Annotated in this window: 22 protein-coding genes and 1 riboswitch; of the genes, 8 read left to right on the top strand and 14 right to left on the bottom strand. The window is 34.1% G+C overall.

Annotated features, from left to right (window positions below; all coding sequences use genetic code 11):
* Nucleotides 1-45 precede the first annotated feature (45 nt).
* The gene (locus tag FHP05_RS14365; protein WP_147670530.1) at nucleotides 46-378 is read right to left on the bottom strand and encodes a YuzD family protein; all 333 of its coding nucleotides are present in this window, start codon (nucleotides 376-378) and stop codon (nucleotides 46-48) included.
* A 182-nt stretch (nucleotides 379-560) separates the two neighbouring features.
* On the opposite strand from FHP05_RS14365, the gene FHP05_RS14360 reads away from it, so the two are divergent.
* On the top strand, nucleotides 561-791 hold the full coding sequence (locus tag FHP05_RS14360; protein WP_230974014.1) for a NifU family protein: 231 nt from the start codon (nucleotides 561-563) through the stop codon (nucleotides 789-791).
* A 200-nt stretch (nucleotides 792-991) separates the two neighbouring features.
* On the opposite strand, the gene FHP05_RS14355 is transcribed toward FHP05_RS14360, so the two are convergent.
* Complete coding sequence (locus tag FHP05_RS14355) at nucleotides 992-1,957, bottom strand: 2-hydroxyacid dehydrogenase (RefSeq protein WP_147670526.1); 966 nt, start codon at nucleotides 1,955-1,957, stop codon at nucleotides 992-994.
* 19 nt (nucleotides 1,958-1,976) lie between these two features.
* Nucleotides 1,977-2,933, bottom strand: a complete 957-nt coding sequence (locus tag FHP05_RS14350) for a protein kinase family protein (protein WP_147670524.1) — start codon at nucleotides 2,931-2,933, stop codon at nucleotides 1,977-1,979.
* 82 nt (nucleotides 2,934-3,015) lie between these two features.
* Here FHP05_RS14350 and FHP05_RS14345 point away from each other — a divergent pair, with 82 nt between their 5' ends.
* On the top strand, nucleotides 3,016-3,516 hold the full coding sequence (locus FHP05_RS14345; RefSeq protein WP_147670522.1) for a phosphatidylglycerophosphatase A family protein: 501 nt from the start codon (nucleotides 3,016-3,018) through the stop codon (nucleotides 3,514-3,516).
* Between the two features lie 167 nt (nucleotides 3,517-3,683).
* On the opposite strand, the gene FHP05_RS14340 is transcribed toward FHP05_RS14345, so the two are convergent.
* From FHP05_RS14340 to FHP05_RS14330, 3 genes are read right to left on the bottom strand one after another with little or no spacing between them, the layout of a single operon-like run.
* Nucleotides 3,684-4,457, bottom strand: a complete 774-nt coding sequence (locus FHP05_RS14340; protein ID WP_147670520.1) for a TIGR01457 family HAD-type hydrolase — start codon at nucleotides 4,455-4,457, stop codon at nucleotides 3,684-3,686.
* Between the two features lie 47 nt (nucleotides 4,458-4,504).
* Nucleotides 4,505-5,146, bottom strand: coding sequence for a helix-turn-helix transcriptional regulator (locus FHP05_RS14335; protein ID WP_147670518.1), 642 nt, complete (start codon nucleotides 5,144-5,146; stop codon nucleotides 4,505-4,507).
* 12 nt (nucleotides 5,147-5,158) lie between these two features.
* Nucleotides 5,159-5,599: a DUF86 domain-containing protein gene (locus FHP05_RS14330; protein ID WP_147670516.1), complete on the bottom strand. Its 441-nt coding sequence runs from the start codon at nucleotides 5,597-5,599 to the stop codon at nucleotides 5,159-5,161.
* 153 nt (nucleotides 5,600-5,752) lie between these two features.
* On the opposite strand from FHP05_RS14330, the gene FHP05_RS14325 reads away from it, so the two are divergent.
* Entirely contained in the window at nucleotides 5,753-6,028 is a 276-nt protein-coding gene (locus FHP05_RS14325) for a hypothetical protein (protein ID WP_147670515.1), read from the top strand.
* Nucleotides 6,029-6,033: 5 nt separating this feature from the next.
* On the opposite strand, the gene FHP05_RS14320 is transcribed toward FHP05_RS14325, so the two are convergent.
* On the bottom strand, nucleotides 6,034-6,318 hold the full coding sequence (locus FHP05_RS14320; RefSeq protein ID WP_147670513.1) for a YutD family protein: 285 nt from the start codon (nucleotides 6,316-6,318) through the stop codon (nucleotides 6,034-6,036).
* Nucleotides 6,319-6,522: 204 nt separating this feature from the next.
* Between FHP05_RS14320 and FHP05_RS14315 the strand changes: the two genes are divergently transcribed.
* Together FHP05_RS14315 and FHP05_RS14310 are read left to right on the top strand one after the other, a co-directional pair.
* Nucleotides 6,523-7,065 (top strand): YhcN/YlaJ family sporulation lipoprotein, encoded by a 543-nt coding sequence (locus tag FHP05_RS14315; protein WP_147670511.1) that lies wholly within the window; start codon nucleotides 6,523-6,525, stop codon nucleotides 7,063-7,065.
* Between the two features lie 135 nt (nucleotides 7,066-7,200).
* Nucleotides 7,201-8,184, top strand: coding sequence for a M23 family metallopeptidase (locus tag FHP05_RS14310; RefSeq protein ID WP_147670509.1), 984 nt, complete (start codon nucleotides 7,201-7,203; stop codon nucleotides 8,182-8,184).
* 42 nt (nucleotides 8,185-8,226) lie between these two features.
* On the opposite strand, the gene FHP05_RS14305 is transcribed toward FHP05_RS14310, so the two are convergent.
* From FHP05_RS14305 to FHP05_RS14275, 7 genes are all read right to left on the bottom strand, one after another.
* A complete protein-coding gene (locus FHP05_RS14305; protein ID WP_147670508.1) occupies nucleotides 8,227-8,343 on the bottom strand; it encodes a MetS family NSS transporter small subunit in 117 nt (38 codons plus the stop codon).
* The gene (locus FHP05_RS14300) at nucleotides 8,343-9,872 is read right to left on the bottom strand and encodes a sodium-dependent transporter (RefSeq protein ID WP_147670506.1); all 1,530 of its coding nucleotides are present in this window, start codon (nucleotides 9,870-9,872) and stop codon (nucleotides 8,343-8,345) included. The genes FHP05_RS14305 and FHP05_RS14300 overlap by 1 nt, the downstream gene beginning before the upstream one ends.
* A gap of 397 nt (nucleotides 9,873-10,269) precedes the next feature.
* Nucleotides 10,270-11,823 (bottom strand): Na+/H+ antiporter NhaC family protein, encoded by a 1,554-nt coding sequence (locus FHP05_RS14295; protein WP_147670504.1) that lies wholly within the window; start codon nucleotides 11,821-11,823, stop codon nucleotides 10,270-10,272.
* A gap of 130 nt (nucleotides 11,824-11,953) precedes the next feature.
* A riboswitch (Lysine riboswitch) is annotated at nucleotides 11,954-12,130 on the bottom strand.
* 49 nt (nucleotides 12,131-12,179) lie between these two features.
* Complete coding sequence (gene yunB / locus FHP05_RS14290) at nucleotides 12,180-12,959, bottom strand: sporulation protein YunB (RefSeq protein ID WP_147670502.1); 780 nt, start codon at nucleotides 12,957-12,959, stop codon at nucleotides 12,180-12,182.
* A 54-nt stretch (nucleotides 12,960-13,013) separates the two neighbouring features.
* Entirely contained in the window at nucleotides 13,014-13,316 is a 303-nt protein-coding gene (locus tag FHP05_RS14285) for a YunC family protein (protein ID WP_147670501.1), read from the bottom strand.
* A gap of 56 nt (nucleotides 13,317-13,372) precedes the next feature.
* The gene (locus tag FHP05_RS14280; protein WP_147670499.1) at nucleotides 13,373-14,770 is read right to left on the bottom strand and encodes a bifunctional metallophosphatase/5'-nucleotidase; all 1,398 of its coding nucleotides are present in this window, start codon (nucleotides 14,768-14,770) and stop codon (nucleotides 13,373-13,375) included.
* Nucleotides 14,771-14,782: 12 nt separating this feature from the next.
* The gene (locus FHP05_RS14275) at nucleotides 14,783-15,598 is read right to left on the bottom strand and encodes a sulfite exporter TauE/SafE family protein (RefSeq protein ID WP_147670497.1); all 816 of its coding nucleotides are present in this window, start codon (nucleotides 15,596-15,598) and stop codon (nucleotides 14,783-14,785) included.
* A gap of 330 nt (nucleotides 15,599-15,928) precedes the next feature.
* On the opposite strand from FHP05_RS14275, the gene FHP05_RS14270 reads away from it, so the two are divergent.
* The 3 genes from FHP05_RS14270 to FHP05_RS14260 all read left to right on the top strand — a co-directional run bounded on the left by FHP05_RS14270 (nucleotide 15,929) and on the right by FHP05_RS14260 (nucleotide 18,514).
* Complete coding sequence (locus FHP05_RS14270; protein WP_147670495.1) at nucleotides 15,929-17,446, top strand: glycine betaine uptake BCCT transporter; 1,518 nt, start codon at nucleotides 15,929-15,931, stop codon at nucleotides 17,444-17,446.
* A gap of 23 nt (nucleotides 17,447-17,469) precedes the next feature.
* Nucleotides 17,470-18,129 carry a hypothetical protein gene (locus tag FHP05_RS14265; protein ID WP_147670493.1) on the top strand — a complete coding sequence of 220 codons (660 nt, stop codon included), beginning with the start codon at nucleotides 17,470-17,472 and terminating at the stop codon, nucleotides 18,127-18,129.
* 88 nt (nucleotides 18,130-18,217) lie between these two features.
* Complete coding sequence (locus tag FHP05_RS14260; protein ID WP_147670491.1) at nucleotides 18,218-18,514, top strand: hypothetical protein; 297 nt, start codon at nucleotides 18,218-18,220, stop codon at nucleotides 18,512-18,514.
* Nucleotides 18,515-18,625 lie beyond the last annotated feature (111 nt).

Below are 18,625 nucleotides of genomic sequence, written 5' to 3'. Positions count from 1 at the left end.
TAGTATACGGTTAATCCGGTTGTAATACAACTATTCCAATTTCACTTAAGAAGATTTTAAAGCGATATTATATTGATCTAAAGCGTTATAAATCGTTTTCAATCGCGGAATTCCTTCAGCTACTAATTCATCATTTACCATCACAATCGGATAAAAGAGATCTTCCTCTATAATCTTTTCCACAAATTGTTGATGTTTTTCTACATCTGGTGGTGTTTCAATATCAATGTATTCATAAGAAATTTGATCCTCTAAATATTTCCTTCCAATTGCTGCTTGCAACCATTCATACGTGTCTTTTGAACCAGGCGCACCGACACAACTTGCACAAACTTGCTTAGCTCCATAAACTGTTATTTTAACAGATTCAGTATTCATTAGTAAAAGCCCCCTTCCAATCTTTATAAGCCATTTCTTAACAGTCCAGTTACTTTCATTTTACAAAATCCCAATTAAAAGTTAAAATAAAAGTAACTACGCATAATATGATTACTTCCATAAGATATTTGAATAGATATTTTTTGTAATACGTTCTATAATAAGGTATAAGAAAGGGGAAGATGGTTATGCAGGAACAAGTACAAGAAGTATTAAATAAACTACGCCCATTCTTACTCCGCGATGGTGGAGATGTTGAACTAGTTGATGTAGATGAGAATGGTATTGTACAACTTCGATTAATGGGTGCATGTGGTAACTGTCCAAGCTCTACAATTACCTTAAAAGCTGGTATTGAACGTGCTTTAATGGCAGAAGTGCCTGGTGTAACTGAAATCGAACAAGTATTTTAATATAAAGTGAAACATCAATCAGTGGAGGCTTTCTTCATCCTCACTAATTGTACTAAACGAACCAGGCTTTTACTGGCCGTTGATTCCCGCATCCTTTCTTGGTCTCCTTGAATTCTTGAAGTGGAAGTCATACAGCCAGTTAGCCTGCCGGTAAATTGCTTTTGAGCAGACATCTTTTCCTTGTCTGCTTTTTTATTTTGTCAAAAAACAGGTGTTATAGGTCCATCACCATAAAAATATTGATATATGTTGTCCAAACATAATTGAATCATTTTGGTGCGTGTCTCTTCACTCGCTGAGCCGATATGTGGTAAGCAAATAACATTATCTAATGAAACATAAGGATGATCAGCTGTAATTGGTTCTGTTTCAAATACGTCTAAACCAGCTGCACGAATCACTCCTTTGTTAAGTGCCTCAAATAAATCATCTTCTTGCACAACAGCCCCACGTGATACATTAATAAAGATTGCTTCTTGCTTCATTTGATGAAATGCATTTTTATTAAATAGATGTTTCGTTTCTTTTGTCAATGGTACAAGGGAAACAACAAAATCAGATTCAGTTAATAATGTGCGGAAATCAACATATGTAGCTTGTAATTCTTTTTCTATTTCAGGATTTTTTCTCCGATTATGATAAAGAATGCGCATTCCAAATCCTTTTGCCCTTCTAGCAACTGCCGTACCAATTCTCCCCATCCCAACGATTCCAATTGTTTTATTATATATATCTGTCCCAGCTAAAAAATATGGTGACCAGTTTTTCCATTGATTATCTCGTATAACTTGATTCGCTTCGATTAACCTTCGACTTGTTGCCATTAATAAGGCAAAGGTCAAATCTGCTGTTGTTTCAGTTAGAACATCAGGAGTATTTGTTACTGTGATTTCATTTTTCTTCGCTGTTTGTAAATCAATATTATCATAACCAACTGCATTATTTGCAACAATTTTCAATTGGGAGTTCTGTGTTAAATAATGCGCATCAATTGCATCAGATACCATACAAAGAAGACCATCCGCCATTTTACTCTCTTTTAATAAAATTTCTCTTGGTACAGAGCTTTCTTCCTCTTTCCACATATGAAATTCGAAATACTCTTTATAGGATTGTAATAATGACTCTGGTAATTTCCTTGTGATATAAATTATTGGTTTTTTCATATGATACAGCCACCTCTCTTTATAACCAGTGTACCATAGGAATATTGTAATCTTCAGTTTTCATATGAAATAATTGTTTTAATCTTCGTTCATATTTTTCTTGGCTTTCTAATAAATTCTCTAACTGTTTATGTCGTTCGTTTGAATTTGTTACACCTAATTTTTTAGCGAAGAAGTCGTAGAAATGAATAGGATAAAGTAATCTTGCATACAATAAACGCCAACTAAAAACAGAGAGAGGCCTTACAGATTCATAGTCCTGTAAAAATAATAAAATAGAATCCAGATTCGGTGCTTCTAACAATTTTACACGTATATATTCTGCAATATCACGGACCGGGTGATCATACATTAAATCCGATAACCAAACAACTTGTTGTTTTAAATTATCATGATATCTGTGAAAGGTTATCGATCCTTGATCAACAAAATCATACCGCTTTTCATAAAGACTTTCTTGAAAATATTGAATGGCATTCTCACTAATTCCAATAAAATACGGTAAACAATCCATAATTAGTTGATTATATGGATTAGGATGTTCCTGGGCATCATTTAATAATTTCCTTTCAAAAGCAGTTAATTTATCAATCCAATGATTTCCCCATTTTCCATAACTTGAGATAACTTGTGGTTCAAAAGAATATTGGGCACCAATTTGATGAAATTGGGCTAACACTTGGCCACTTCCAACCGTATTTTCTCTTTGGAATTGATTTATCTTTATAACCATATATGGTGTCTGTTGATATTCTGTAAATAAATGGCCACTTTTATTTAAAATAGGACATGTACAGTGATAGTAGCCTTGATTATATAAAAAAACACTGAGTGTTATTTGTTCATCCTTTACTTTTTTATCCTGAACTGGAATAATAAAGTAAATATGTTCACCATCATCATAACCTTGTTTACCATCTATTTCGACTACATGATGAACATTTATGCCATATTCTGCATGCAATAAGATTTCCATATAATCCCTCCCCTATTTGTAAATGTATGTGGATACCATGAATTAAATTATTATATTTATCTGAAAGGATAGGTGAAATAAAATGAACAAACCAAAAAAACAAAGTGAAGTAGAATTAAAAGCAAGAGAACTATTAAAAGAACGGGGAATTACTTTAGATCATATTGCAGAACTGGTTTATTATTTGCAATCCAGCTATCATAAGGATTTAACAATGGAACTCTGCCTAGAAAATGTAGATAGAGTACTCTCTAAACGCGAAGTACAAAATGCAATCTTGACTGGAATTCAATTAGATAAATTGGCAGAACAAAAAAAGCTAGAACAACCATTACAAAAATTAATTGATACAGATGAAGGACTATATGGAGTCGATGAAATCATTGCTTTATCTATCGTAAATGTCTATGGTTCCATTGGATTTACGAATTATGGGTATATTGATAAACAGAAGCCGGGAATTCTCGAACATTTAAATGATCGCTCAACAGGGGAATGTCATACATTTTTAGATGATATCGTTGGTGCCATTGCAGCAGCAGCTTCAAGTCGTCTTGCACACTCATGGGAAGAAGAAAATTAATCATAAGAAGCAGACCATTTATTATATTGGCCTGCTTCTCTATCTGTTGTTAACTATTGGATTTTAGCATATATATCGGGATTTCTGATGTGATATCGGGATTTGAGCGTATATATCGGGATTTCTGGCGCGATATCGGGATTTGAGCGTTTATATTAGGATTCTTCTTATATATTTTTCATCCATTCTTGAAGTTTCTTCACATGATATGTCGGCTTTTTTGACAGTTTTTCATACTTTTCATATGGAGTAACCCCTGTAAATACCATTAATGTGTCTATATTCGCAGCAATGCCTGCTTTTATATCTGTTTCATAATTGTCACCAACGATTAGGGTATCTTCCGGTTTTATTCCAAGTAATCGCAATGCTTCTTCCACAATGATTTTTTCTGGCTTTCCAATAAAAGTGGGCTGTTTTCCTGTAGCAACCGTTAATACAGAGGTTAAAGAGCCATTTCCAGGGAGTAAGCCATTTTCACTTGGTATAGCTACATCACTATTTGTTGAAATAAACACTGCACCTTGCTGAATTGCTAAACAACCAATTGCAAGCTTTTCATATGTAATTTCTCTATCTAAGCCAACAATCACATAGTCACAGTTCTCATTATGAACTAGTTGTAATCCTTCCTCTTGAATAGCAGCAGATAATCCACTTTCTCCAATTACATAACAACGTGCATCCTTTTTCTGTTTTTTAATATACTTAGCTGTTGCCATACTTGTTGTACAAATTTGTTCTGGTGATGCTTGAATACCCATTGCATTTAATTTAGAAGCAACCTGTTCTTGTGTTCTTGTTGAATTATTCGTTAAAAATACGTAGGAGCGATTTTTCTCAACTAACCCTTGAATAAATTGTGGTGCATCATCAATCACTTGGTTTCCTCTATACATTGTACCATCTAAATCGATGATATAGCCTCCATATGTTTTCATTTATATTCCCCCATTCCTACAATTTGCCTGAAAAAAATGAGGGTAAACTATCCCTCATCTTTTTTTCGTGCTGTTATTTTCCACTCACAAACATTATCACCTTTTGTTATTTGACGAGATGCATGGAATTTTTTTTCTGGAAATAATTGTTTATATAACTTTTCTTCATAGTAACAAATTTGTTGGTAATTTTCGGCAAGATGGTATACAGGACAATGAAAGTTTTTCATAATATAATTTCCATCATCAGCCTTTTGAAGTTCGATCATATATCCACGTTCATTTTGAAGAGTAACAAATTTTTTCAGTTGTTTTTCGTAATCTTCACGGTTTAGTTTTTCTTTAAAAACAACTTTTTCTCTTTCCAACCGCTTTTCAAATAATTTGTTTACTGTTTCTTTTCCAGCAATTTCTTGCAAATCATCGAGTAGTTCCGTCGGTAATTGTTTATATTGATTTGGATATAAATCATGACCTTTTCTTGTGAGTCGATACGTATAAAAAGGTCTACCAATGTCTTGTTTACATTTCTTCTTCTGTATAAATCCTTCTGTTTCCAATTGCCGAATATGTTTTCGTACAGCAATATCCGAAATAGTGAAATGAACCATTATGTCATCCATTGTTGCTTCAGGTTCTTTCTTCAATATATTTAACAATTTTTGTTTAACAGAAGTTATCTTTTTCAATAGATATCACCTTCACGATTCTCTAGAAAATGCATTTGCCACACCTAATTCATTTTCTAAGTAGCTACGAATATGGGTGCTGAACTGATCAAGTACTTTCTTGTTTTTTAAAAGTTTATCCTTTAAATCAACTATATCCAATTGTAAATAGTCTTGAACAAGCATTTTTCGCAATTGAATAACCTCTTTATATGCATTTATTTCCTGCTCTGGAATTACCTTTTCATCAACTAATATATCAATAATATCCTCATAACTACCCGGATCTCTCATAATAAATCCATCAATCATTAAATTTCCAGTATCTATAATAGCTTCAATTAGTACATGACCAATTCTTTCTAATGCAAGTTCTTCGACACGGGATTCATACGCATATTTCCCTAATTCCTCCAAATGTTCTTCAATATATATTAATGTTTTTTCAATCTTACTACGTTCTACAAAATACATATCTATATCCTCCCTGTCTGTAATTCTCTCCTCTCTATCATAGCATTAAATGATTTTCGTTACATTAATTATGGAATGTATTTTAGATACGCCAATAATGGACAAGTATATATATGTTGTTTATGTACATTATAAATCAAGGAGGTGATCAATATGGGAAAAGAGGATGAAGAGAAGTACAGTGATTTTCCTAATGTTCGCAAAATGCGTAACGAATTAATCCCAGAGGAATTTCCAGAAGGTACGTATGGCTCCCCTTTTAATAAAGAAGAAGCTGTCACCGGAAAGTCCACACCATGGGAAGAGGGGCAATATCGCTCAAGTGCCTTTGTTTATCCTGATAAGGACAGACATGAGGGTTTACCAAGACAAGCAGATGGGGCACATCCATTAAATAGCAGAAATGAAGAAACAGATGAAAAGCAGTAAAGTAACTACTTTACTGCTTTTCCTACTTTTTTAAGCACAAAATAAGCACAACCAAAATTACAATACTCATATAAATAATCATCTAAAGCACTGATTTTTGTATCATATGATGCTTTTTTGCTTTTATCCTCATAAAAACCTTTTAAACGCAGTTGATCATATCCCCAGTCTCCAACAATATAATCATATTTCTTTAGAATATCAGAGTACCTATCTTTTAAAGCACTCTCTACAAAACCATCCTGCTTATTTTTTATTAATTCATAGGCATAGCCATCCAATATAATCATTAAATTCTCCTTTCCACTTTGCTTTCGCCGTCTTACTCTTCGTTTAGTTTATCATATTTTTTAAAGAACGGTTACTAACAAATTATTTTTGGTATGATTTTATGATTATATCCCAAACTAATCGTAAAGAAGACTTAGTAAAGATGGCTTTTCATGTCACCTGTACCTAAGTCACAATAATTTTTATGATGGAGGAGATACATCATGAGAGGGTTACTTCTTACATTGTTCATTTGTCTTGTTGTTATTACTGGCTGTGCAGAGGACAATGATTTAGTAAGCGAAAGAGAGCACTTAAATAACCAATTGAATCCTGGAGCGAACCAATCTGTTGACCCTGATTTTGATAAACGATTAGGCTATGTGAATTATAAGAAAGAACAGGTAAATGAAGATGAAAATGCACAAATTACTGTAGACCGCCATGCATTAGCTGATATGGTTACAAGGGTTTTATTAAAGAATGATTCATTTCAAGAAGTTGCTACACTTGTGACAGGAAATGAAGTTTTAATCGCCTATGAGAAAGATGAAGATAACGAAAATAGTGATGAGGAAACAGCAGAATTTGCGAGAAAAACAGCAATGTCTTTATTACCAAGATACTTTGATATTTATGTGTCAGATAATCATAATTTAATCGACGATTTACACAGTTTACACAATCAAACAACAGACACAAATGATTATCAAAACACCATTGATTCTATTATTAAAGAAATGGAAAAATCTCCACAAGGTGATTAAATCATAGTTGTTTTATACAGAAAATTATTGTTATCAGGGAGCAAAGTAGCCTATCCAATCTATGCTCAGATAGCAAGTAATGACGAAAAACAGCTATACCATTAATATTTAAGAAAGGGGCGTTCATAACTATACATGTCTATAAAAAAATATCTTTTCTGTCTCATTTTCTCATGTACCATTTTTTTCTTTGTACAACCAAACGAAACAGGATATGCAAAAGAAAAAGAAATGGATGATTTGTATGAACAGCGGATGTCCCTATATAAGAAAACAGAGACACTTACACAACTGCCATGGTACTATATTGCTGCAATTGATCAATATGAAAGACAGATTCATAAAAACTTACCCGATGATCAACTTGTCTCTATACGCATACAGCCTGAAGTTTGGTATGGGATTGGAAATTATCCCCTTATCAAGGATGAACAAATCATTACCTTATTTGATGGAAAAGGGAAAGATGGAAATGGAGACGGAAAAGCAGACCCGGAAAACCCTGAGGATATTTTGTACACCATGGCACAAATCCTTTTAGAATCTGGGCCAACAGAAGATGATATTAAAATTGGATTGTGGAATTATTATCAACGTGAACTAACCGTGCATACGATTAAAAACACGGCTAAAGTTTTTAAAAAGTTCAAACATATTTATTTAACAGATCGTGATTTCCCAGTATCTCTTCAACATAATTTTAGTTATCGTAGTACATTTGGAGACCCACGTGGCTTTGGTGGCTTACGTATTCATGAGGGGACAGATATCTTTGCAAATTATGGGACACCTGTTAAGTCCACCACATATGGAGTGGTAGAGATGCTCGGCTGGAATTTATATGGTGGATGGCGAATTGGAGTACGAGATATTTATAATATTTATCATTATTATGCTCACTTGAATGGGTATGATGACGAAGTAAAGGTTGGGATGATTGTTAAACCTGGTGATGTGCTCGGTAGTGTAGGTTCTAGTGGTTATGGACCGCCTGGCACATCCGGTAAATTTCCGCCACACCTCCATTACGGAATGTATAAAGATAATGGTGAAAAGGAATGGTCGTTTGATCCATATCCGTATTTAAGAAAATGGGAACGAATGGCGAAAGATAAATAATAACAGGCTGTCTAAAGAGATTTTTTAGACAGCCATCTTTATTTATGAACCAAGTTTGGATTCTTTTGACTTACGTACAGCATGAATAATGCTTGCTGCTAAGCCTCCCCATATAATAAGTGTTCCAGTAATCATAACAAAAATTGAACTTACACTCATTATTTAGCCTCCTTCATCTGTTCTTCATTTGTATTTGTGCTTTTTTTCCATTTCATAACACTTATTAAAATCCCGATTACTAATGCTGCACCTGCAACCGCCCAACCACCATATAGGATAAACAAATCAGAGTATCCCTCGTAATTTCCTGTTGGCGTATCAAATGCTCTGGTTAAGTTTTGTTTTAACAGATCGAACATCATATACCCTAAAATGATTGGTGTAATAACCCCTAAACTAATGGTCCACCATGCACCTACCCTAATATCTGATACTCCATTGGCATGCTCTTTTAATTCACCAACCTTACGAAGAATCCAAGCAATCAATACAACTTCTACTAATCCTAACATCGCGACACCGAAGTGATTAATAAAATAATCAGCAGCATCTAAGAAGAATAAGCCACCTTGTGTAGAATAGATGATGGAAATAACAGCAGCCAATCCACCACCAAAAGCAACAGCTTTTCCACGGGATATATTAAATTTATCGATTAATCCTGAAATATATGTTTCCGAGATTGACATGAGAGATGTCAGTCCTGCAAGCACAAGTGAGAAGAAAAATAAAAACCCAAACAATTCATTTAATGCCGGAAATTCATTGATAATTGCAGGGAATACAACAAAGGCTAAACCTACTCCTCCATCAACAACTTCACCTACAGAAACACCTTGCTGACTCGCCATAAATCCTAATACAGAGAATACCCCAATACCAGCTAATAATTCAAAACTAGAATTACCAAATCCAGTTATAAAGGCATTATTTGTAATATCTGACTTTTTAGGTAAGTAACTAGAGTACGTAATCATAATTGCAAACGCAATTGACATACTGAAGAATATTTGTCCATATGCTGCTACCCAGACTTCCCCTTTCATAATCTTACTAAATTCCGGTTTAAAAAATGCTTCCAATCCATCTAAGGCACCTGGTAATGTAACTGCACGGATAACAATTAATAAAAAGACAACTAATAGTAGTGGAATCATAATACGATTAGCAATTTCGATTCCTTTTTTAACACCTTTAAACAAAATTCCTAGAATTATAATCCAAACGATAACTAAAGGAATAAGAACACCTGGTACAAAACTTCCAAACTGACCTGGTTCAACTACAGATTGTGTATAATCTCCGAAGAATGCACCTGTATCTGATCCCCAATTTAATTTGAATGAAAAAACAGAATATGACATAGCCCAAGCAACAATTACGGAATAATAAGTAGATATAACAAATGCAACTAGGACACCCCACCAACCAATAAATTCAGCTTTTTTGTTAACCCTTCGAAATGTAAGTGGAGCTGAACCACGGTATTTATGTCCCATTGTAAACTCCATAATCAAAATAGGAATACCTGCAGTTAGAAGTGCAATTAAATATGGAATGAAAAATGCACCACCTCCATTTTCATATGCGACAGAAGGAAAACGCCAAATATTTCCTAGCCCTACTGCTGAACCAACTGCCGCCAAAATAAAGCCAGCCCTTGTTCCCCATTGTGACCGATTTTCCATATGAACCTCCCCCTTCGTTGTAATATTCAAATAATTTAGTGTAAATCATATCTCTTACATGGAAATATTGAGACCTTTTCCTTAAATATGTTATTTTATTATAATGCTAGTACTTCCTATTGTCAAATAGTTTTGAATATTTGACAATGATTAATTATTTTAAACAAAAAAATAATTAATATCATATAGTATATGATGACAAAGTGAAACTTCAATCAGCGAGAGTTTTCTTCAACTCCCACTGATTGTTAGTTGAACGAATCGGGTCTTTACTGGTTGTTGATCCTCCACTTATAATTCTGTCAGTAGCTCGAATTCTTGATGTGGAGGTCTTACAGCCAGTTAGTCTGCGATAAAAAAATTCTTTCGCACAAGAAGTACGAAAGAATTTTTATCTTTAAGATATAGCTTCCTTTTTAAATAATAATTGATGTGTGAAAACAATTAGAAATAAGGTAACAACCGAAACAAGAAGACCAATTAATGTCCATCCTGTAAGACCAATAAATAAATATCCTGTTCCAGCCGCAGTTGCAGCAATAAATGCATATGGTAATTGAGTAACGACGTGATCAATATGATGAACACCTGCACCTGTTGAAGATAATATCGTTGTATCTGATATTGGGGTACAATGGTCGCCAAATACTGCACCTGCAAGAACAGCACCTAATGTAGGTAAAAGTAACGAAATATCTGTAATGATAAGTACATCTACAGCAATTGGTAACATAATTCCAAACGTTCCCCATGAGGTTCCTGTTGATAAAGACATGATACTTGCAATTAAGAAAAAGATAAATGGTAAAAATGCAGGATTAATATTAGCTTGCATAACTAGTTTTGCTAAGTATTCCCCTGTTTCTAATGTACCTATAATCGAACCAATCATCCATGCAAGAAGTAAAATGACAATAGCAGGAATCATTGTTTGTGTGCCTTCTTTTACAATTTTACTTAAACTTGCTCTAGGACGAGGTAATCTTACATAAAAGACTAGAGCAACGAAAACAGAAGAAATTCCACCAAGAAATAGAGATAAATTTACATCTGTATTTGCAAAAACTTCAAAAATAGATGCATTATTCGAACTCGCTTGTAATCCTGTAGCATACATACTAATAATTGTAATCACAAGCAAGACAAGAATTGGGATAAATAATTGATACGATTTCCCACCGGCATGCGCTGTGAATGTCTTTGACAAATCTCCTGGTGGCATTCGATGACTACTTAGTAATTCATCTTTTTCTAATGCTTTTCGTTCATGTTTATACATTGGTCCAATCGAAAACTTCATATAAATAACAATAAAAACCAGTATTAATGCGAGAATTGCATATAAATTATACGGTATCATTTTAATAAAAGCTTCCAAGGGTTTGATATCTGTCACTTGATTTGTTGCAAACAAACCAGCTAAGATACCGATAATATAAGCTCCCCAACTTGAGATTGGTGAAAGTACAGTAACAGGTGATGAGGTGGAGTCAATTAAATAGGCAAGCTTCGCGCGGGAAACTTTATGCCGATCTGTTAATGGTCTTGCAATTTGACCAACTGCTAAACTATTAAAGTAATCATCGATAAAGATAATAAAACCTAACACGACGGTCATCAACTGTGCACCTGTTCGTGTCTTCACCCGCTTCATCATCCACTCACCAAAAGCTCTACTTCCTCCAGAAGCCTGTAGAAAAGCAGTCATAATACCGAGTAATACTAAAAATAGTAGTAACAAAATATTTCCTATTTGAATACTTCCATCTGCATAAAAAATAATAATAAATACGTGAAAAATTTCCTGAATTGCAGGAAGGACATGGAAATTATGAATAAAAAGTGCACCAATTATGATTCCTGTTCCAAGTGATAAAAGAATTTTTCTTGTTAATAAAACTAAGACCAGCATGACGAGTGCTGGTATGATGGAAAAAATAGTCCCTTCCAATATAAACAACCCCCATTATATAATAAGCATACAAATTTTGTATGCTATTATGTATGGAGGTTGGATAAAAACAAAAAGACAATGATAGAAAATAACTATTCATTATCCTGAATATTCGTTATCCTCCATCTCGATCAGTAGTCCTCCATACATAATGTGATGCATGACAGTGTGCCTCTTCTTCAAAGACACCCCAGCTTCTACAAGACTGACACTTGTATTGCTTCGGCAAATAATCCTTTCATTTATCATCATCGTTGTCATCCTCCGATAGACTACTCTTTTTATTTGCGCCTCTACCTCACCGATCCGCTAAGGTAAGTGATTAAATTTTTATTATATCTAGTATAAACATATTATTCATCATTCTGCAAGTCTCTTTTTGGAATAGCAATAGATGGATTTTGTTGTCCAGTCCCATAAAAATCAGGAACTTTCCCCATAACTAAATGTTTGTCAATCATAATTTTCGTTTTAACAGTTGTCACATCTGTTGTAAATGGCACGATAATTTGTACATCTGCTTCTACTAAAATATAAAGCGTGATAAATACATTATTGATACCAAACTCTTCTCTTTCTTCTTGGATATCTGTACGGACACTTCCAATTAATTCTAAATTAACCGGTATTTTTGGTCCTAAATTAGCTAAAATCGTATTACCTGTTGCCTGCCCAATTGGAATCTCCACTACAGTCGGGTCCTTTTCAACGAGTTCATCCACTGTATCTCCATATACTTCAGGTTCGCTAAGGGGGTCTTCATAATTTGGTGGCTCCCCTCGATTCATGCTACGAAAAAACTCTTCCACTCGATCTGTTGCAGCTCGATTAATTTTATTGACAACAGAAGAATCCCAACCAACAACCGTAACATTTCCGTTATCATCTGTTATTGTTTGTGCAATTTGATCAAATGTATAATTCTCAGCGAATTTAACTGCAGAATTAATTGCCCTTGTTGCAAATTCATCTGTTTTTCTTTCTGCAATCTGCATTAATGTTGGTTTTATTTTTTCATTAATATACCAAATACTAAATACAGTACTTATTAGTACAAGTGTAAATGAAACAAGAATGAGCCGACTAATGGGAGGTGGTGTTCTTATTTTTTTAAATCGAAATCGACGTCGCATCAAAAAACCCCCTTGGAACAAGTTTATGCTTGTTTAAGAGAGTTTAGACTTTGACTATGAAATTTTAAGTAATGCATCTTTTCCAATCATTCCAACTTCCCATCCATACTTTTTGGAGGCATCTGTAATTTTTTCTAATGGGGCATGTAGCAAATCATCAATTGTCCGAACACCACTAGCCCTGCCTGCAATGACATTCCTGTTTTTCAATTTCGTATTTAAAACATCTACATCTAATGCTGCACACATAATATAACCGACTTCGTTAGCAATCATTAATAAGTTGGTTTTAGGTAATTCCACACGAACCGCCGTAAACATTAAACCTTCTACTTCTAGAGGGTTCACTATAATCATACGAAACATCCTCCTTCACTATAATACACACTATATGTGAAAGGAGGGAAAAGAGTTCATATACCATAATTGTCCATTAGTGTTTTAGACAAAACATCTCTTAAAAACTCAGGTAAATAATAGACCTTTGTTTCGGATTGGGCGATTTCAGGGATTAAACGTCCAAATGTAAATGAATCTGCTGTTGCAATTTGGTATGTTTTATTTTGTTCTAAAGGCTTTCCATGAATCCATACATCGCTGATGATAAAACCACCATCTGTATTCCTTGTTTTTTCAAATGTAATATTCGAAAAAATCATTTTCCCTAAAATTTCCCCACGAAAACCAAATCCCTTTAATTTCAACTCTGTAAATTCCCTTTTTAATGTTGTTTGTATGACATTCATTAAATTCCTACCAGTAATGGATACAACACATAAGTTGATTGGATGTGGACAAATTCGATGAACATCTGCATATGTTACCGCTCCAGCTGGAAAATCATCTAACAGTAAACCAGCATTTAACATAGCACCCTCTGCTTTTGTCCAATTTAAAGCAGAATCTGTTAATTGTTGCATGATTTTCGTATGCTTAAACCATCTGACAAGTATAGATTCATCTAAATATACGACTTCTTTATTTAAAATGTCCTCAGATTGCTTTTGTAATGTAAATAAGGACTGTTCTGTTATTAAATCTTTTGGGTATTCTGTAATATCTGTTGCAACTGCTTCCTTTTTCACTAGTTTCTGTTGTTTATGATCCCATTCGAAGTGAACTTCCCCAACATAAAAGCAATTTTTCCCAGCAGCAGTTAGTAATGTGTTCCCAACATATTCCCCTTCTTTAAATAAATGATGGGTATGACCACCAATAATAACATCTATTTTCGGAAAACGACTTGCAATTTTCCGATCCCAATTAATACCCAAATGGGATAATAAAACAATGACATCAACCTTTTCACTTAATATTTCAAGGTGTTTTTCTAAAACTTCATAAGGTGAAGAAACATGCCAATGTAATAAATGATAAAAATCATTAAATGCCACAGTTAATCCGATAACACCAATTCTTACTCCACCAATCGACTGGATTTGAACATAATCATTTAACCAATTTGGATTGTCACCTGCTCTATTTTGCAAATTAGCACAGACAACTTCAAAATCGGCATCATCATATAAATGATAAAAATCATCATGAGATAAAGTGATTCCCTCATTATTTCCAAATGTTACCATATCATAACCAACATCATTTAACACCTGTACATTCGCTTTTCCCATAGATGCTTCTGTTATTGGATGTACTCGGTCTAAATGATCACCTATATCGATTAACCAACATGATTCTTCCTTAAGCCGATGCTTTATTTTCTTTCCCTTCATAAAACTAGCTACACGTGACCACTGTGAAAAATAACTATGAAAATCATTCGTATAATAAAAATGAATATGTTCTACCATGTTTCACCATCCTTAACCCATTCCTTCTATTATTAATCTCACACCAACGATAATTAAAATAAATCTTAAAATACGTGAGACTGTTTCACCAGTTAATTTTTGATTTGTAAATGCTCCTAATTTTCCACCTATCCATGCCGCTGGAATAAATATTAGTACATATTGCCATTCTAAATGACCTAACAATGCATGTGTACCTGCACTAAATAAACTAACAAAGAAAATCATAAACATTGATGTCGCTGTCGCAACTTGTGGTGGGAAACCAAATATTAAAATCATTGCCGGAACCATGACTGCTCCACCACCAATGCCAAATAAACCAGATAGCATTCCAACGATAAATGCGATTATAATTGCCAACCATATATTTACTGCATACTCATATGTTTGACCTTTAAATGTAATCGAGCGATATGACCCTTTTTGTAAAGCAGGTTTTTCTTTTTCTTCACGTTTAATAAAAAGCAAAAGCGACATAAAAATCATTAAGGCTCCAAAATATAGTGTGAAATGTTCAGATGGTACATATTGATTAAGCCACGAACCTACAATCCCACCGGGAATACTACCAATCAAAAATTGAAAACCTGATTTCTTATCAACCTGGCCTTGTTTTATATAAGAAATGGTTGATGAAAGAGCTGTAAAAACAATTACAACTAGAGAAATTCCAACAACGGTTTGTGGTGTTGCCCATGAAAAGGCTGGAACAAATTTATTTAGCACGAGCAAAATCGGGATTAAAATCATCCCACCACCTAAACCAACTAAACTCCCCGTAAATGCAGTTAAAATTCCGATACATAAGCTAATAAAATAAATCAAACAGATACCCCTTTTTTTCAATATTTCCTAATCTTATAGTAGCATGATTGGAATATGATTCCTATCAGAATGGAGGTACATTTTCATTTATCCTACTTAAATAAAACACATTGTTAATAAAAATGTATTTACGGATAATTTAAGTACATGCTAATGATAGCATCTAAAAATATTTATATGAATTATAACTCTTTTTAAATAATCGTTATACCCCTTTTATATTCTTGAAAAATCGAAGGGACATGTCTATAATACAATAGTCGTGGACATATACTATGTTATTATAACGTGAGATAACTTCTATATTATATTTGACTGGAGGGTGATATGATGAAAAAAATTAGTCCTGTTTTTTACATATCCATTACACTTTCAATTTTATTTATACTTTGGGGAGCATTTGCTCCGGAAAATCTTGAAAAAGTATCATCAACACTCCAAAACTTTCTTCAAGTGAAATTTGGATGGTTCTACCTTATTACTGCAAGTGCGCTACTATTATTTGCTATTTTCCTTGCATTTTCTAAATATGGAAATGTTAAATTAGGAAAAGACGATGATGAACCAGAATATAGTACATTTAGTTGGTTCTCCATGCTATTTAGTGCTGGAATGGGGATTGGTCTTGTTTTTTGGAGTATTGCGGAACCCATTTCGCATTTTAATATTCCACCTTTTAGTGAAGGAAATAGCCCAGAAGCAGCAGAAACAGCACTGCGATACTCCTTTTTCCATTGGGGGCTGCACCCATGGGGAATTTATGCAGTAATTGCCTTAGCTTTGGCTTTTTTCAAATTCAGAAAAGATGCACCGGGAACTATTAGTGCTATCTTTTACCCATTACTTGGAGACCATATTAATGGTCCAATCGGTAGAACCATTGATACCATCGCTGTTTTTGCAACGGTATTTGGTGTTGCCACATCCTTAGGTCTTGGAGCTATTCAAATCAATGGTGGTCTCCATTTCTTAAATGAAAATATTTCGAATGGATTTCTAACACAACTTATTATCATTATAGCTGTCACTATTTTATTTATGATATCTGTTATATCCGGGATTGGAAGAGGTATTAAATGGTTAAGTAATATAAATATTATTTTAGCTATTTTACTAATGGTTTTCTTCTTGTTTATGGGACCAACCACGTTTTTATTAAACCTATTTACAACATCTTTAGGTAATTATATTGAATATTTACCAAGGATGAGTTTTCGCCTCTCACCATTTAATAACGAAAATGGTGATTGGATTCAAGGGTGGACGATCTTTTACTGGGCATGGTGGATTGCATGGTCACCTTTTGTTGGTACCTTTATTGCACGTGTTTCAAAAGGAAGAACCATTCGAGAATTTGTATTCGGTGTATTAGCTGTTCCAACATTATTCGGCGCACTTTGGTTTTCTATATTCGGTGGAACCGGAATACATATTGAGATGTTCGGCGAAGGTGGTATCTGGGAAGCAATGAATTTTGGTGAGAACACCGAAATTGCCTTATTTGCAACATTAGAACATCTACCATTAAGTACAATCGCTACAATCATTTCTATTGTATTAATTGGTTCATTTTTCATTACATCAGCGGATTCTGCAACATTTGTCATCGGAATGCAAACGACAAACGGAATGTTAAATCCTCCATTACGTGTAAAAATTATTTGGGGATTGGTACAAGCCGCAGCAGCTGCAGTTTTACTTTGGTCAGGTGGATTGGCTGCTTTACAAACTGCCTCTATCGTATCAGCATTTCCATTTACGTTTATCTTAATATTGATCATGATATCATTGCATAAAGGATTAAAAAATGAGGAAATCAAAACTACACGAAAAAAGAAAGTATTTTAATAAAATAAAGGAGGAGTAAATCGATGAAGCTTATCAATGTTAGAAAAGGACAGTTTGTATACTATCAAAACAAATTACACAAAGTTTATTCTGTCAAACCTTTTTTCAAACAATCTGTTCATCTTATTCGGATGGAAGATTTAGAACAAGAACTCGCAACAGCAAAAGAAATTGATTTATATAAGCCAAAACATCTGGATAGCTTTGTTTGTAATCATACCCGCTATACATTAAACAAAGATGTACGAGCAAAAGTCGGGGATTATATATTAGTTATTAAACCAACACCAGACTCCCTTGATCGACATTATTTACATGCCATAGAAATGGTTTCCATTATTGAAGAAAAGGGCATTGTCAGTAATAAATCAAATGGCATTAAACATAGCGAGTACTGGGTAATGGAACCAGGCCTCACTAAAAATGCTACAATAATTGATGAACAAATCCCTGATTCAGAGAAATCAAATTTAGATGAAGCAGAATTAGAAGCTTTTACTCCTGAAGTTCATATTCCAAAAGTCGGCGATATATACCAAAAAAATGACAGTAACCCGGCAATGCAAGCCATGGTTATTGCCAAAAAGGGAAATACTATTTATCTTGGTGGAAATATAGAAATGTCTGTAGATGAACTCATTGATTCTGATAAATGGACACATGTGTTTCATCCACATCACTAAACTAAAACGAAGTCTTATCACAGATCTGTGATAAGACTTTTTTTCGGAATTTAATAGCCTGAATATATTCTTCTACACAGCAAAAAGAATGGCGGTTCTCTCCATATATCGGGTTTCGGAGCATTATATCGGGATTCAGGCGCAGATATCGGGATTCAGAGCATTATATCGGGATTCAAGCGTGGATATCGGGTTTCGGAGCATTATATCGGGATTCAGGCGCGGATATCGGGATTCGGAGCGTTATATCGGGATTCAGGCGCAGATATCGGGATTCAGAGCAATATATCGGGATTCAGGCACAGATATCGGGATTCGCGGCATTATATCGGGATTCAGGCGCAGATATCGGGATTCAGAGCATTATATGATTAAGTCCATATAATTGTGTAAAAAGGGATAAACAAAAAAGGGCCAAATTAATTCCTATGGTACAATGTTTTCAACGACGATAAACATAGTAGGAGGAATTAATAATGACCCATTTACAGTTTAA

The organism is Cerasibacillus terrae, assembly GCF_008039555.1.
Taxonomy (GTDB): domain Bacteria; phylum Bacillota; class Bacilli; order Bacillales; family Amphibacillaceae; genus Cerasibacillus; species Cerasibacillus terrae.
The sequence above is the reverse complement of the archived record's forward strand: the minus strand, read 5'-3'. Positions and strand labels throughout refer to the sequence as shown.